Here is a 15651-nt window from a genome sequence, read left to right on the forward strand (position 1 = left end):
CGATGCTGACCGATCGCCGCCCCATCCTGCTCGCCAACGCCCGCGTCGTCGACCCCTCCCGGGATTTCGACGGTGTCGGCGACGTTCTCATCGCCGACGGCGCCATCCGCGAGACCCGCCGCGGCATCGGCGCGGCCGGCGTCCCCGAAGGCACCGACATCGTCAACTGCACCGGCAAGATCGTGGCGCCCGGCCTGATCGACATGCGCGCCTTCGTCGGCGAGCCCGGCTTCAGCCATCGCGAGACCTTTGCCACGGCGAGCCAGGCGGCCGCGACCGGCGGCATCACCACCATCATCTGCCAGCCCGACACCTCTCCGGTGATCGATAATTCGGCGACCGTCGACTTCGTGATGCGCCGCGCCCGCGACACCGCGATCGTCAACATCCAGCCGATGGCAGCGCTCACCAAGGGCATGCACGGCGATGAGATGACCGAGTTCGGTCTGCTCAAGGCCGCGGGCGCCGTCGCCTTCAGCGACGGCGTCAGAAGCGTGACCAATGCGCAGGTGATGCGCCGCGCGCTGACCTACGCGCGCGATTTCGACGCGCTGATCGTCCACTACACCGAGGACCCCGATCTCGTCGGCGAAGGCGTGATGAACGAGGGCGAGTTCGCCTCGCGGCTCGGCCTGATGGGCATCCCGAATGCCGCCGAGGCCGTGATCCTGGAACGCGACATGCGCCTCGTGGCGTTGACCGGCGGCCGCTATCACGCGGCCTCGCTGACCTGCATCGACTCGCTCGAGATCCTCCAGCGCGCCCGCGACGACGGGCTCGCCGTCAGCGCCTCGGTCTCGATCAACCATCTTGCGCTGAACGAGAACGACATCGGCCCCTACCGTTCCTTCCTGAAACTGTCGCCGCCGCTGCGAACCGAGGACGACCGCCGCGCGCTGGTGGCCGCAATCGCCTCCGGCCTGCTCGACGTCATCATGTCCGACCACAATCCGCAGGACGTCGAGGTCAAGCGCCTGCCGTTCGCCGAAGCCGCTCCCGGCGCCGTTGGTCTCGAAACCATGCTGCCCGCTGGCCTCCGCCTCGTGCACAATGGCGAGCTGGAACTGAAGACGCTGATCCGGGCGATGTCGACCCGGCCGGCCGAAATCCTGGGGCTACCGGGCGGAACCCTGCGCGCAGGCAGCCCGGCCGACGTCATCGTGATCGACCCCGATGTGCCCTGGGTGGTCGATCCCGCCGATCTCAAATCGCCCTGCAAGAACACCCCGTTCGACGAGGCCCGTTTTACAGGCCGCGTGGTGCGCACCATTGTCGGCGGACGCACGGTCTACGAGCATGTCTGACGTGAAATACAGCCTTTGGAGCTGCCGCCATGGGGCTTGAAGCATTTCTGCCGGTGGCCTTCGTCATCGGCTACCTCCTCGGCTCGATCCCGTTCGGGCTGGTCCTGACCAGGCTCGCCGGCACCCAGGATATCCGCTCGATCGGCTCCGGCAGCATCGGCGCCACCAATGTGCTGCGCACGGGACGCAAAAGCCTCGCCGCGGGCACCCTCCTGTTCGACGCGCTCAAGGGCACCGTGGCCGTGGTGATCGCCGGCTACATCGCAGGACCCAATGCCGCCATGGTGGCCGGGCTCGGTGCCTTCCTCGGCCACCTCTTCCCGGTCTGGCTCAAGTTTAAGGGCGGCAAGGGCGTGGCCGTCTATATCGGCATCCTGCTCGGACTGTTCTGGCCCGGCGCCGTCGTGTTCTGCCTGATCTGGCTGGCGACCGCCTTCACCACCCGCTACTCCTCGCTCTCCGCGCTGGTGGCGGCGTTCGTCACGCCGATGTTCCTGTGGTGGTTCGGGCACCTTGCGCTCGCAGCCTTGTTCGCGGTGCTGACGCTGCTCTTGTTCTACGCGCATCGCGAGAACATCAAGCGATTGCAAGCTGGCAAAGAAAGCCGGATCGGCGAGAAGGCGTAGTCGCTTCGAGGTCCGCGTCTAAAGCCGGGGCATCTACGGATACCGAAGCCCCCTCTCTGCGTTATATGTCAAATCCTGTTCGCAACTGCCGGCGCTTTCGCGGCAGGCAGTAGCGAATGTGTTCCATGCCTGTCATCCTGACAGTCGAGATGGCGTTACGCGGTTGCTCAGAATGAGCGAGAAGATGGTCGGCGCGCATGACGGGGTTGGTTCGCGAGGTGCGTTGCGCACCGCGGCAAGCCGGCTGCTCTCGACCACCGACATTTGGTCCGATGCGCCCTCGCCGCCTCCCGCGCCTCCTCCCGTCTTGCCGCCAGCGCCGCAGCCTGATCCGATCGCGCAAGCGCCAGTGACGGCCGAGGTAGTGACCGCGACCGCGCCCGTTGCGCCCGCGCAGCTACCCGCCGGCCAATGGCCGCCGAGAAAGCTCTCGCTGGCGCTGCAGGGCGGTGGTGCCGCCTTCACCTGGGGCGTGCTGGAGCGGCTGCTGGAAGAGCCGATCGAGATCGACACCATCAGCGGCGCCAGTGCCGGCGCTATCAATGCGCTCCTGCTCGCCTCCGGCCTTGCCGAGGGCGGCCGCGAAGCTGCACGTAGCCGGCTGAGCCGGTTCTGGATCCGCCTGATGCACGAGGCCTCGTTCCGCTCGCTGATGCTGGTCGGCGGCTTTTCGCCGGCGGGAAGCTCGGTCGCGTTCGGTCCGACGCTGCGCTCCGGCCAGTTTGATCCTTTCGATCTCGATCCGCTGCGGCAGGCGCTATCGCGCGACATCGATTTCGCCGCGCTACTCAATCCGGACTGCCCGAAGCTCCTGATCGCGGCGACACGGATCCGCGACGGGCAGCAGCAGATCTTCCGCAACGATGCCATCACCGCCGACGTCGCGCTGGCCTCGACTTGTCCGCCCTTGGTTCACTGCGCCGTCGAGATCGAGGGCGAAGCCTATTGGGACGGCGGCTTAGGCGGCAATCCACCCTTGCTGCGGCTGACGCAGGACACGACGACGTCCGACGTCCTGCTCGTCCAGGTCACGCCGGCGCGCGACAGCTACGTGCCGATCACGCTCGCCGCGATCGATCGCCGGCTGGACCAGATCGCGGCCAACGCCGCCCTCAATGCCGAGATCGCGGCGATCGAATGGGCGCAGGCTCATGCCGCGCCGTCGCTGCGCCTCACCAGGATCGCGGCGGAAGATTCCGTTGACGGTCTGGCCCAACGTTCGTCCACCGATCTCGGCCGCGGCTTCATTCGCCTGCTGCACCGGAACGGTCGCGCAGCCGCCGAGCGCTGGCTCGGGCAAGGCACCGCCGTCAGTGCAGCTTCACCTGCATCCGATCAGCACATCGCGAGCAACGAGCCCGCGCTAGCCTGATTTCGCCAGCGCATCCTCGAGGAACCACGCCGTTGCCAGCGCGCGCGCGTCGTTGCCAAAGCGTGCGATCACCTGCACGCCGATCGGCAGGCCATCCGCCTTCAGCACGGGCACGTTGACGCAAGGATTGCCCATCAGCGTCCAGAGCCGGTTGTAGCGGGGGTCGCCTGTCGTCGCGAGCGCCTTGGCCGGCGCCGTGCCGGGCGCCGAATAGGTCAGGAGCACGTCGACGCCCTCGAACAATTCGCCGAGCTCGCGGCGGCCGCGACGGCTGATCCGGCGCGCCTCGTCATAGTCCTTCGGCGTCAGATGGGCGGTGGCATCGAGGCTTGCCCGCAGCATCGGCGCGATCTCGTCGTGGCGCTCGGAAAACTCCCAGGCCAGCGCGCGATGCGCCTCGAAATCCTGGACGATGGGATGGATGCGCCAGGCCTCCTGCACCGCCTCGGGCAGATCGATCGTCTGCACGCTGGCACCGGCGCGCGCCGCCGCCTTCACCGCGGCCAACAGGCCCTCTTCGGCCGCCGGCTCCACGGCGCCGGCGAACTCCTGCCTGACCACGCCGATGCGCGGCGACTTCGCCGGGACGATGCCGGAAAATTCGCTGCGGCCGGTCATCGCGAGCAATCCGCACGCGAGATCCTCGGCGCGGGCGCCGAACAGGCCGACCGTGTCGAGCGCCCACGAATAGCATTTCACGCCGACCGTCGGCAGCATCCGGAACGAGGGCTTGATCGCAGCAGTCCCGCAATAGGCCGCGGGCCGGATCACCGAGCCGCCGGTCTGGGTGCCGAGCGCAAGCGGGATCATGCCGGCGCCGACGGCCGCCGCCGAACCCGCGGACGAGCCGCCCGGCGAGTGGCCGAAATTATGCGGATTGAGCGTCGGGGTCGGATCGCGCGAGGCGAACGCGGTCGTGGTGGTCTTGCCGATGATGGTGGCGCCTGCCCGCTTCAGCATCATGACAACAGGCGCATCGGCGCGCGGCTGCCAGCCGCGATAGATTTCCGAGCCCATCTCGGTCGGCATGTTGGCGGTGTCGATGATGTCCTTGATGCCGACCGCGATGCCGCGCAGCGGACCGGAGGCTTGCGCCTTCGCGGATTTGTCGTGGCGGACGAAGGCGCGAACGTCCTTCTCCCTGGCCTCTATCGCCGCATGCGACTGGGCGATGGCGGCCTCGGGCGAAAGCTCCCCCGCTTCGATGCGGCGCTGGAGGTCGGCGAGTGAAATCATGGCAAAACCCTTCTTATTGGCATCGCTTTTAGCATCGGGGCGGGACCAGGCAAGCGCAGGTCGCTGTTGCGCAACGCCCTCAGGTTGTTCCATGCTGTGACTACAAGGAGACGCCGTGGACGCCATCAATCCGAGCGTGGAGCTGACCGAGGCTGACAGGATCGACCGCCTGCGGCTGATCCGCTCCGACAATGTCGGGCCGCGCACTTTTCGTTCGCTGGTGGATCATTTCGGCAGCCCGCGTGCTGCGCTGGAGCGGCTGCCTGATCTGGCGCGCCGCGGCGGCGCCCAGCGATCGGGGCGCATCTGCAGCGCCGACGAGGCCAAGGCCGAGCTCGCCGCGAGCCGCAAATTCGGCATCGCCTGGCGCGCACCCGGCGAGGACGGCTATCCGGCCCGGCTGGCGATGATCGACGATGCGCCGCCGCTGCTCGCGGTGCGCGGCGATACCCAAACCCTGATGCGGCCGATGATCGCCATCGTCGGCTCGCGCAACGCATCCGGCGCCGGGCTGAAATTCGCAGGCCTGCTGGCGCGCGAGCTTGGCGAAGCCGGTTTTATCGTCATCTCCGGGCTCGCCCGCGGCGTCGATCAGGCCGCGCATCGCGCCAGTGTCGCAAGCGGGACGATCGCGGTGCTCGCCGGCGGACATGATTGCATCTATCCGCCCGAGCATGGCGACCTGCTCGCAGGGATCCTCGACCACGCGGGGGCTGCGATCTCCGAGATGCCGCTCGGCCACGAGCCGCGCGCCCGCGACTTTCCTCGCCGCAACCGGCTGATCTCGGGCGCCTCGCTCGGCGTCGTCGTGGTGGAAGCGGCGCACCGCTCGGGCTCCCTGATCACCGCGCGGATGGCGGCCGAACAGGGCCGCGAGGTGTTCGCGGTCCCGGGCTCGCCGCTCGATCCGCGTGCCGCCGGCGCCAATGATCTGATCAAGCAGGGCGCGACCCTCGTCACCGAAGCTGCCGACATCATCAATGCTGTCGCACCAATCATGGAGCGGCCGCTGATGATTCCTGCGAGCGAGCCCGACAGCGAGCCGTTCGAGAGCGATCCGCAAGGGCACGACCGCGACCAGATCACCGGCCTGCTCGGCCCCACTCCCATCTCGATCGACGATCTCGTGCGGATGTCCGGCGCCTCGCCCGCGATCGTCCGCACCGTGCTGCTGGAGCTCGAGCTTGCCGGAAAGCTCGAACGTCACGGCGGCGGGTTGGTGTCGCTGCTTTAGCCGTCGTTGCGCTGGTCGAACTGCGTGCGCGCCGCCTCGATCTGCATCAGATGGTCGATCGCCCACTGCCCGAGCGCTTTCACCGGCTGTTGCAGCCCGCGGCCGAGATCGGTCAGCTCGTAATCGACGCGTGGCGGAATGGTCGGAAAGATCGTGCGCGTGACGAGGCCGTCGCGCTCCAGCCCGCGCAGCGTCAAGGTCAGCATGCGCTGCGAGATGCCGTTGATCATGCGCTTCAGCTCGTTGAAGCGCTTAGGCCCGTCGCTCAGCATCATGATGACGAACACGCTCCATTTGTCACCGACGCGAGACAGCACGGAGGCGACCCCACGGCAGTCCGCATGGTCGGGATGCGGCATTGGATCGGGCCTCGGCGTCGCAGGAAAACCAGTGTTCTCAAGTTTCAAAGATGTGCCCATGGCTCAAAAAAGTGCGTTCTTGCGGGGTTTTCGATAGTCACTCATGTAGCTCTGGTTACAAACTTATACCAGGGTGACTCCAAATGAAACTCCTCCATCTCGACTCCAGCGTGCTCGGCCCCCACTCCGTGTCCAGGCAGGTCTCCACCGCCATCGTCGACCGGCTCCGGCAGGCGACGCCCTCACTGGACATCACTTATCGCGACCTGACCCAGACCCCGCTGGCCCACCTCTCCGGCTCGCACCTTGCCGCCGCGCAAGGCGCGCCCGCACCGGCGGAACTCGGACCCGACCTTGCCGCAAGCGCAGCCGCGCTGGACGAGTTCCTGGCCGCCGACATCGTCGTAATCGGCGCGCCCATGTACAACTTCACGATTCCGAGCCAGCTCAAGGCCTGGATCGATCGCATCCTGGTGGTGGGGAAGACTTTCAAATACGGCGCAGCCGGGCCCGAGGGGCTCGCCGGCGGCAAGCGCGTGATCGTGGCGATCTCACGCGGCGGCTATTACGGCGTCGAAACGCCCTACGCAGCCGGCGAGCATCTCGAAACCTATCTGCGCTGGGTGTTCGGGTTCATCGGTATCACGAACGTCGAGTTCATCCCCGCCGACGGCATCCAGGTCGGACCGGATCACCGCGAGAAGGCGCTGGCGGGTGCGCTTCAGGCGGCAACAAGTCTTCGCGCGGCCTGAGATCATGCCGACATCATCAGTCGCCGGGGCCTTGCCTGCGGCGGCTGATGGACGGCGGCCGGTCTGCGAGGCTAAAACCAGGCGCCCTGCATGCCCAGGATGACGGCGACGAGCGAGACGAACAGGCCGATGCCGGCGAACAGAACCACTCCGATGAGTTCGGACGTATTGGAGCGTTTGGCCGGAACGGCGGAATTCTCGGTATAAATGCGTGGTGCTGAAATCGATGAAAAAATGCGGGCTGCTTTTGGCATATCGGACTCCCTTGAAATGAGTCTTGTGCCCCCTGCCCGTAAAAATGTCTTGGCAGCTGGCGCGAAGGTTCAACGCCTCACGCAAGGTTCAGGAAAATACAGCTCGGCTGGTGCAGGAATCTGCCGGCGCAATCGCAATGATCGCGCCGACTGATTCAATTTTCACTTCACTTGATCAACCGCGATAGATCGGCGCGCCGCTCGGCGAGGCCACCGCGCCGCCGTCGACGAAGATCTCCTGGCCCTGCACATGCGCGGAATCATCGGAGGCAAAGAATAGCACCGTCTTCGCAACGTGATCGGTTTCGCCGATGCGCCCCAGAGGCGTCGACAGCGCGATCCGCTTCTCGAACGCCTTCTCGGCTTCCGGTGTTGCCGTTGCAGGTCCCCAGATCGGCGTGCGGGTCGCGCCGGGCGCGACCACGTTGACGCGGATGCCGCGCGGCGACAGCTCCGAGGCCATGATCCGCGCCATCGCGCGCACGCCGGCTTTCGCCGCGCCATAGGCCGAGTAGCCGGGAATGCCGAGCACGGAGATCACCGAGCCGTTGAGGATGATCGAGGCATTGTCGCTGAGATAAGGCAGTGCCGCCTGCACCGTGAAGAATACACTTGTCAGGTTCGTGCTGATGACCTTCTCGAAGACCTCGAGCGTGGCAGAGCCGAGCGGCGTGCCGCCGGCGATGCCGGCGTTGGCGAACACGATGTCGAACTTGCCGAACTTTTCGGCGCCCTGCTTGATCGCAGCTTCCGTCGCCGCGATGTCGGTGGCGTCGGCAGCGAGCGCGAGCGCGTTCGGCCCGAGCTCCTTGGCCGCCGCCTCCAGAGTCTGTTTGTTGCGTCCGGTGATCACCACCTTGGCGCCTTCGGCCACGAACAGCTTGGCCGTTGCCAGCCCGATGCCGCTGTTGCCGCCGGTGATCAGGGCCGTCTTGTTCTTCAGTCTCACGTTCGCCTCCAGTGGTTGCATCATAAAACTATGTTGCCATCTAGGGCATATGGTTTTATGATGCAACCACACAAGCGCGTGATCGGCCCGACGATCGTGCGAACGCGACAGGACGGAACGATGGTGAAACGAACCAGCTTCGAGGGCGATGCCTGCCCGATCGCGAGGTCGCTGGACGCGCTTGGCGATTGGTGGTCGCTGCTGATCATCCGCGAGGCGCTGTTTGGCCTGCGCCGCTTCGGCGAATTCCAGAGCAAGCTTGGCATGGCCAAGAACATCTTGTCGGTCCGGCTGCGCTCGCTGGTCGACCACGGCATCCTGGCAACCGCCCCCGCCTCCGACGGCAGCGCCTATCAGGAATATGTGCTGACCCCGAAGGGCCGCGGCACCTTCCCGATCCTGGTGGCGCTCAGACAATGGAGCGAGGAGTTCGACGATCACCCTAAGGAGATCGCGACCGTGTTGGTGGATCGCGCCAAGCACCGCCCGGTGAAGAAGCTCGAAATGCGTGCGGAGGACGGACGGCTGCTTACGCCCGCCGACACCATGTTGAAGCCGCGGCCGCCGCGGCGGCGGTCGGCGTGATGACGCACGGTTGCCACCACAGCGTCATTGAGCGCAGCGAAACAATCCAGATTGCCACTGCGGAAAGGCTCTGGATTGCTTCGCTGCGCTCGCAATGACGGCTTGAAAGGACTTGTACAAAATACAGACGGCGTCGAAGATGCTCAAATAGCCGAAAGTGGCACCCATGCCCCTGCTCGCCATCGTCTATTTTTCCATCTCCGGCACCACCGAGTCGCTGGCGCATGCAGTGGCGCGCGGAGCGGATGGCATTGCGCACGTCGCGCTGTGTCGCATCACGGGCGACGATATCGTGTCGGGCCGCTTCCAGAATGAGAGCTTATTGAAAACGATCGACCGCGCCAGCGCCGTCGCATTTGGCAGCCCGACCTACATGGGCGGAGCAGCGGCGCAATTCAAAGCCTTCGCAGACGCCTCAAGCGACCGGTGGACCCAGCAGCGATGGGCCAACAAGTTCGCAGCCGGATTCACCGCGGGCGCTCTCGCGGGGGGCGATCAACTCCACACCTTGACCTACTTCTCCATTCTGGCTGCGCAGCACGGCATGCTCTGGTGCGGGCTGGATATTCCGGGCGGGGAGGATCCGAGCGGCCGGAATCGGTTGGGCAGCCAACTTGGCTTGGCTACCCACTTGGTTGGCGGCTTGTTACCTCAAAGCGACGTCAGCACGGCCGAATATCTCGGCCAGCGATTGGCGGCAACGGCCAGCCGCAACGGCTAACGTCATCGTCATTAAGCGCAGCGACTTGTCCGCCGAAGCCTTGGCGAAGGCGGAAGCAATGCAGAATCTCTCCGCGGAGACAGTCTGGATTGCTTCGCTGCGCTCGCAATGACGGGGATGGAGCAGCGCTCTCAACTCTTTGACCGTCGACCTGAGGCGCTCGTCCTGCAAAGCAGGGCGAGCCTCAGGACGACGGGTTGGGTAGTGCCCTCACGACAGCTTGCGCTTGCTCCGCAGCCTCACATGCTCGTCGGCCTCGAGCTTGGTCATGCCTAGGAGATAATGCAGCACGTCGAGCTTGTGGCGCTCGGCGAGCTTGCGCAATGCCCCGACCTGCTCGGCGATGAAGGCGACGGCTTCGTCCACGCCGCCCTCCCCCGGTTCCTCGTGACGCGAGCCTCCCGGCGCGCCTGATGCGGCGCGCGCCCGTTTCTTTCCTGGCTTAGTCACCAGACCCCACCCGAATCCATGCCCCGCAGAAACATTACGCCGATAGCGATCGCAACTCCAAGGTGGTATTTTGCAACTTTCTCGATATGAAACTTTTCCCTTCCGGGCGACCTTCAACAGCCCTCGATTTGACAGGACCCGCCTCACCACCCATGTTCGGGGCGAAACGGCCGACCCGAGTCCTTTCGTTTTCGGCCTCAGATTTTCCCGTAAGTTACTGGAACTACATGAATATCGTCATTGTGGAGTCGCCGGCGAAAGCCAAGACGATCAACAAATATTTGGGCTCGTCCTATGAGGTTCTGGCCTCGTTCGGCCATGTCCGCGACCTGCCCGCGAAGAACGGCTCCGTCGATCCCGACGCCAATTTCAAGATGATCTGGGAGGTCGACCCCAAGGCGGCCGGCCGGCTCAACGACATCGCCAAGTCCCTGAAGAACGCCGACCGCCTGATTCTCGCCACCGACCCTGATCGCGAGGGCGAGGCCATCTCCTGGCACGTGCTGGAGGTGCTGAAGGAAAAGCGCGCGCTGAAGGACCAGAAGATCGAGCGGGTGGTGTTCAACGCCATCACAAAGCAGGCGGTCTCGGACGCCATGAAGCATCCGCGCCAGATCGACGGCGCGCTGGTCGACGCCTATATGGCGCGCCGCGCGCTGGACTATCTGGTCGGCTTCACCCTCTCCCCCGTGCTGTGGCGCAAGCTGCCGGGCGCCCGCTCCGCCGGCCGCGTGCAGTCGGTGGCGCTGCGCCTCGTCTGCGACCGCGAGCTCGAGATCGAGAAATTCGTCGCGCGTGAATATTGGTCGCTGATCGCGACCCTGCTCACCCCGCGCGGCGATGCGTTCGAGGCCCGTCTCGTGGGCGCGGACGGCAAGAAGATCCAGCGCCTCGACATCGGAACCGGCGCGGAAGCCGAAGACTTCAAGAAGGCGCTGGAGACGGCCGCCTACGCCGTGACCTCGGTAGACGCGAAGCCCGCCCGGCGCAATCCGCAGGCGCCCTTCACCACCTCGACGCTGCAGCAGGAAGCCAGCCGCAAATACGGCTTTGCGCCGGCGCACACGATGCGCATCGCCCAGCGCCTCTATGAAGGCATCGACATCGGCGGCGAGACCACCGGACTCATTACTTACATGCGTACCGACGGCGTGCAGATCGCCCCCGAGGCGATCACCCAGGCGCGCAAGGTGATCGGTGAGGATTACGGCAACGCCTATGTGCCGGACGCTCCGCGCCAGTACCAGGCCAAGGCCAAGAACGCCCAGGAAGCGCACGAAGCGATCCGTCCGACCGACATGTCCCGCCGCCCCGACAGCATGAGCCGCAAGCTCGACGCCGATCAGGCGCGACTTTATGAGCTGATCTGGAAGCGCACCATCGCGAGCCAGATGGAATCGGCCGAGCTCGAGCGCACCACCGTCGACATCACGGCGAAGGCAGGCTCCCGCACGCTGGAGCTGCGCGCCACCGGCCAGGTGGTCAAGTTCGACGGCTTCCTCGCGCTCTACCAGGAAGGCCGCGACGACGAGGAGGACGAGGACTCCCGCCGCCTGCCCGCGATGAGCCCGAACGACGCGCTCAAGCGGCAGTCGCTGTCCGTCACCCAGCATTTCACCGAGCCGCCGCCGCGTTTCTCCGAGGCCTCGCTGGTCAAGCGCATGGAAGAGCTCGGCATCGGCCGGCCCTCGACCTATGCCTCGATCCTCCAGGTCCTGAAGGACCGCGGCTACGTCAAGCTGGAGAAGAAGCGCCTGCACGGCGAGGACAAGGGCCGCGTCGTGATCGCGTTCCTGGAAAGCTTCTTCAGCCGCTACGTCGAATACGATTTTACGGCGGGTCTCGAGGAGCAGCTCGACCGCATCTCCAACAACGAGATCTCCTGGCAGCAGGTACTGAAGGATTTCTGGACCGGCTTCATCGGCGCCGTCGACGACATCAAGGATCTGCGCGTCGCGCAGGTGCTCGACGTGCTCGACGAGATGCTCGGGCCGCACATCTATCCGCCCCGTGCCGACGGCGGCGACGTCAGGCAGTGCCCGAACTGCGGCACCGGCCGGCTCAACCTGAAGGCCGGCAAGTTCGGCGCCTTCGTCGGCTGCTCGAATTATCCGGAGTGCCGCTACACCCGCCAGCTCGCCGCCGATGGCGAGGCCAGCGCCGACCGTTCGCTCGGCCAGGATCCCGACACCGGCTTCGATGTCTGGGTCAAGGCCGGCCGGTTTGGTCCCTATATCCAGCTCGGCGAGCAGAAGGATTATGCTGAAGGCGAGAAGCCGAAGCGCGCCGGCATTCCGAAGGGCACGTCGCCCGGCGATGTCGAGCTCGAGCTTGCGCTGAAGCTGCTTTCGCTGCCGCGCGAGATCGGAAAACATCCGGAAACCGGCCAGCCGATCACCGCAGGCCTCGGCCGCTTCGGGCCGTTCGTCAAGCATGAGAAGACCTACGCCAGCCTGGAGGCCGGCGACGAAGTGTTCGACATCGGCCTCAACCGGGCGGTGACGCTGATCGCGGAAAAGGTCGCCAAAGGCCCGAGCCGCCGCTTCGGCGCCGATCCCGGCAAGGCGATCGGCGATCATCCCTCGCTCGGCACCGTCACCGTGAAGAGCGGCCGCTACGGCGCCTATGTCACCGCCGGCGGTGTCAACGCGACGATCCCCGCCGAGTTCGAAAAGGACACCGTCACGCTGGCACAGGCGATCGCGCTGATCGACGAGCGGGCTGCCAAGGGCGGCGGCAAGAAGCCGAAGAAGGCAGCGAAACCGGCCAAGGCCAAGAAGACTGCAGAGAAGGCTGCGGACGGCGATGACGCCGCGCCGAAGAAGAAACCGGCCGCGAAGAAGGCGGCCAAATCGAAAACTGAATCCACCAGCAAGGCGCGCGCAGCCGTGTCGTCGACCGCAAAGACGTCGCCGACCAAGGCAGCCGCCCCCAAGGCCCCGGCCAAGAAGAGTGCCGGCAAGACTTGAGATCAAGAATTAGAGGTTAAGTGAAACGCAAGAATGACCGTGGCTTTCCCGACAGGCAAGCCATCGTCGCCTTCATCAAGGCAAATCAAGGAAACGTCGGCACCCGCGAAATTGCGCGCGAGTTCGGCCTGAAGAACGCCGATCGCGTCGAGCTCAAGCGCATATTGCGCGAGCTCGCCGACGACGGAACCGTCAAGAAGAAGCGCCACAAGGTGTCCGAGCCGGACGCGCTGCCGCCGACGCTGGTCGCCGACATTACCGGCCGCGACCAGGACGGCGAATTGATCGCCTCCCCCACCGAATGGGACGAGGTCGAAAGCGGCGAGCCCCCCAAAATCCGCATCCAGATGCCGCGCCGGCCAAAGCCAGGCACCGTCGCCGGCGTCCGCGATCGCGTGCTGCTACGCGTCGAGCCGACGTCCGAGACCGAAGGCCCCGCCTATCGCGGCCACATCATCAAGGTCTTCGACAAGGCCAAGAGCCGCATCCTCGGCGTGTTTCGCAGCCTGCCCGAAGGCGGCGGACGGCTCGTGCCCGTCGACAAGAAGTCCGCGGACCGCGAGCTGAACATCGCCGCGGCCGACACACACGGCGCGCAGGACGGCGATCTCGTCAGCGTCGACATCGTCCGCACGCGCAGCTTTGGGCTGGCGTCCGGCCGGGTGAAAGAGAAGCTCGGCTCGGTCAAGTCGGAGAAGGCGATCAGCCTGATCGCGATCTACGCCCACGACATCCCGCTGCAATTCTCGCCCGCCGCGATGCGCGATGCGGAAGCGGCGGAGCCGGCCAATTTGAAGGGCCGCGAGGATTGGCGCGACGTGCCGCTTCTCACCATCGATCCGCCCGACGCCAAGGATCACGACGACGCGGTGCACGCGCAGCCCGATGAAGATCCCAACAACAAGGGCGGCTTCATCGTCAACGTCGCCATTGCCGATGTCAGCTTCTACGTCCAGCCGGGCAGCGCGCTCGACCGCGACGCGCTCGACCGCGGCAATTCGGTCTATTTCCCCGACCGCGTCGTGCCGATGCTGCCCGAGCGCATCTCGAACGATCTCTGCTCGCTGGTGCCGGGCGAGCCGCGTGGCGCGCTCGCGGTGCGCATGGTGCTCGGCCCCGACGGCCGCAAGCGCTCGCACAGCTTCCACCGCATCCTGATGCGCTCGGCGGCCAAGCTGAGCTACGCGCAGGCGCAGGCCGCGATCGACGGCCGGCCTGATGACACCACCGGCCCCCTGCTCGATCCGATATTGAGGCCGCTCTATGCCGCCTATGCCTGCGCCAAGCGCGCCCGCGACGAGCGCGATCCGCTCAATCTCGATCTGCCCGAGCGCAAGATCCTCCTGAAGAGCGACGGCACGGTCGACCGGGTCGTCGTGCCCGAGCGCCTCGACGCGCACAAGCTGATCGAGGAGTTCATGATCCTCGCCAACGTCGCAGCCGCCGAGATGCTGGAGAAGAAGTCGCTCCCGCTGATCTACCGCGTGCATGACGAGCCAACCTTGGAAAAGGTCCACGCACTCGCGGAATTTCTGGAGACGCTCGACGTTCCCTTCGCCAAATCAGGCGCTCTGCGTCCCACCACATTCAACCGCGTGCTGGCCCAGCTCGAAGGCCATGATTATTACCCGCTGGTGAGCGAGGTCGTGCTGCGCGCCCAGGCGCAGGCCGAATACTCTTCGGAGAATTACGGGCACTTCGGCCTGAATTTGCGCCGCTACGCGCATTTCACTTCGCCGATCCGCCGCTATGCCGACCTCGTCGTGCACCGCGCGCTGGTCCGAGCGCTCGGTCTCGGCGAAGGCGCCCTGCCCGACAGCGAGACGCCGGAAAGCCTCGGCGAGGTCGCAGCCCACATCTCGGTGACCGAGCGCCGCGCGATGAAGGCGGAGCGCGAGACCGTCGACCGGCTGATTGCCCATCACCTGGCTGATCGCATCGGCGCGAGTTTCCAGGGCCGGGTCTCCGGCGTCACCCGCGCCGGCCTGTTCGTCAAGCTCGCCGAGACCGGCGCCGACGGCCTGATCCCGATCCGATCCCTCGGCACGGAATATTTCAACTATGACGAGAGCCGACACGCCCTCGTCGGCACGCGCAGCCGCACCATGTATCAGCTGGGGGACGTGGTCGACGTCCGCCTGATCGAGGCAGCGCCGATCGCGGGCGCGCTGCGCTTCGAGCTGCTGTCGTCCTCCAGTGAGACCGCGCCGCGCGAACGCAGACCATCCGGTCCGCAGCGCCGCCCCTCGTTCAAGGCGCAGCCCGGACGCAGCCCGGATAGAAAACGCAAGCCGGGAAAGCCAAAATCCGGCAAGGGGAAGAAGGGCCAGGGAAAGAATAAAGGAAAGAACAAGGGCAAAGGCGGCGGTAAAAAGGGCAAAGCATGGTGACGATGAGCACGGCCCCAAAAATCTGGACGCGCGAGACGGGTCTCGTCGAGAAGCGCGATCTCTGGACGGCGATGAAGCGCGGCTTTCGCGGCCGCTGCCCGCGCTGTGGCGAGGGCAAACTGTTCCGCGCCTTCCTGAAGACCGCAGACGATTGCGCCAAATGCGGCCTCGATTTCACGCCGCACCGCGCCGACGATCTGCCCGCCTATCTCGTGATCGTCATCGTCGGTCACATCGTGGTGCCCACGATCCTCTGGATCGAGACCAATTACACGACGCCGGTCTGGCTCAGCTTCGCGGCCTATCTGCCCTTCACCTTCGTCGCCTCGCTCGCGCTGCTACAGCCGGTGAAGGGAGCTGTGGTCGGCCTGCAATGGGCTCTGCGCATGCACGGGTTTGACGAGAACCCTCCGGATGGTATTCCGCCGGTGTAAGCAAGAAGTAAAAAGC

At 65.7% G+C, this 15651-nt stretch carries 15 protein-coding genes; 10 read left to right on the top strand and 5 right to left on the bottom strand.

What is annotated here, in order from left to right; translation table 11 throughout:
- Positions 1–2: 2 nt before the first annotated feature.
- The 3 genes from XI04_RS22960 (at position 3) to XI04_RS22970 (ending at position 3302) form a co-directional block, all read left to right on the top strand.
- Positions 3–1304, top strand: coding sequence for a dihydroorotase (locus XI04_RS22960; RefSeq protein WP_271609627.1), 1302 nt, complete (start codon positions 3–5; stop codon positions 1302–1304).
- Between the two features lie 29 nt (positions 1305–1333).
- Complete coding sequence (gene plsY / locus XI04_RS22965; RefSeq protein ID WP_028143933.1) at positions 1334–1930, top strand: glycerol-3-phosphate 1-O-acyltransferase PlsY; 597 nt, start codon at positions 1334–1336, stop codon at positions 1928–1930.
- Positions 1931–2102: 172 nt separating this feature from the next.
- Complete coding sequence (locus XI04_RS22970; protein ID WP_271623770.1) at positions 2103–3302, top strand: patatin-like phospholipase family protein; 1200 nt, start codon at positions 2103–2105, stop codon at positions 3300–3302.
- Here the strand turns inward: XI04_RS22970 and XI04_RS22975 are convergent.
- Positions 3294–4538, bottom strand: a complete 1245-nt coding sequence (locus tag XI04_RS22975) for an amidase (RefSeq protein WP_095426308.1) — start codon at positions 4536–4538, stop codon at positions 3294–3296. The two genes, XI04_RS22970 and XI04_RS22975, sit on opposite strands and share 9 nt — an antisense overlap.
- Before the next feature lie 115 nt (positions 4539–4653).
- Here XI04_RS22975 and dprA point away from each other — a divergent pair, with 115 nt between their 5' ends.
- A complete protein-coding gene (dprA, locus tag XI04_RS22980; RefSeq protein WP_095426307.1) occupies positions 4654–5772 on the top strand; it encodes a DNA-processing protein DprA in 1119 nt (372 codons plus the stop codon).
- On the opposite strand, the gene XI04_RS22985 is transcribed toward dprA, so the two are convergent.
- Positions 5769–6191 (bottom strand): winged helix-turn-helix transcriptional regulator, encoded by a 423-nt coding sequence (locus tag XI04_RS22985; protein WP_028143937.1) that lies wholly within the window; start codon positions 6189–6191, stop codon positions 5769–5771. The genes dprA and XI04_RS22985 overlap by 4 nt on opposite strands.
- Positions 6192–6274: 83 nt before the next feature.
- Between XI04_RS22985 and XI04_RS22990 the strand changes: the two genes are divergently transcribed.
- Positions 6275–6883 carry an FMN-dependent NADH-azoreductase gene (locus XI04_RS22990; protein ID WP_271609611.1) on the top strand — a complete coding sequence of 203 codons (609 nt, stop codon included), beginning with the start codon at positions 6275–6277 and terminating at the stop codon, positions 6881–6883.
- Between the two features lie 71 nt (positions 6884–6954).
- Here XI04_RS22990 and XI04_RS22995 read toward each other — a convergent pair whose 3' ends face one another.
- Positions 6955–7137: a hypothetical protein gene (locus XI04_RS22995; RefSeq protein WP_028143939.1), complete on the bottom strand. Its 183-nt coding sequence runs from the start codon at positions 7135–7137 to the stop codon at positions 6955–6957.
- Positions 7138–7312: 175 nt separating this feature from the next.
- Positions 7313–8086 carry an SDR family oxidoreductase gene (locus tag XI04_RS23000; protein WP_271609610.1) on the bottom strand — a complete coding sequence of 258 codons (774 nt, stop codon included), beginning with the start codon at positions 8084–8086 and terminating at the stop codon, positions 7313–7315.
- A 120-nt stretch (positions 8087–8206) separates the two neighbouring features.
- On the opposite strand from XI04_RS23000, the gene XI04_RS23005 reads away from it, so the two are divergent.
- The gene (locus tag XI04_RS23005) at positions 8207–8671 is read left to right on the top strand and encodes a winged helix-turn-helix transcriptional regulator (RefSeq protein WP_028143940.1); all 465 of its coding nucleotides are present in this window, start codon (positions 8207–8209) and stop codon (positions 8669–8671) included.
- 166 nt (positions 8672–8837) lie between these two features.
- A complete protein-coding gene (locus XI04_RS23010; protein ID WP_271609609.1) occupies positions 8838–9392 on the top strand; it encodes a flavodoxin family protein in 555 nt (184 codons plus the stop codon).
- 210 nt (positions 9393–9602) lie between these two features.
- Here XI04_RS23010 and XI04_RS23015 read toward each other — a convergent pair whose 3' ends face one another.
- Positions 9603–9758, bottom strand: a complete 156-nt coding sequence (locus XI04_RS23015; RefSeq protein WP_240536454.1) for a hypothetical protein — start codon at positions 9756–9758, stop codon at positions 9603–9605.
- Between the two features lie 311 nt (positions 9759–10069).
- On the opposite strand from XI04_RS23015, the gene topA reads away from it, so the two are divergent.
- From topA to XI04_RS23030, 3 genes are read left to right on the top strand one after another with little or no spacing between them, the layout of a single operon-like run.
- Positions 10070–12811 carry a type I DNA topoisomerase gene (gene topA, locus XI04_RS23020; RefSeq protein WP_038950308.1) on the top strand — a complete coding sequence of 914 codons (2742 nt, stop codon included), beginning with the start codon at positions 10070–10072 and terminating at the stop codon, positions 12809–12811.
- Positions 12812–12831: 20 nt separating this feature from the next.
- Complete coding sequence (gene rnr, locus XI04_RS23025; protein ID WP_271609608.1) at positions 12832–15201, top strand: ribonuclease R; 2370 nt, start codon at positions 12832–12834, stop codon at positions 15199–15201.
- Entirely contained in the window at positions 15195–15635 is a 441-nt protein-coding gene (locus tag XI04_RS23030; RefSeq protein ID WP_091967049.1) for a DUF983 domain-containing protein, read from the top strand. The genes rnr and XI04_RS23030 overlap by 7 nt, the downstream gene beginning before the upstream one ends.
- The last annotated feature ends 16 nt before the right edge of the window (positions 15636–15651 follow it).

This window comes from Bradyrhizobium sp. CCBAU 11430, from assembly GCF_028128855.1.
GTDB lineage: Bacteria > Pseudomonadota > Alphaproteobacteria > Rhizobiales > Xanthobacteraceae > Bradyrhizobium > Bradyrhizobium ottawaense.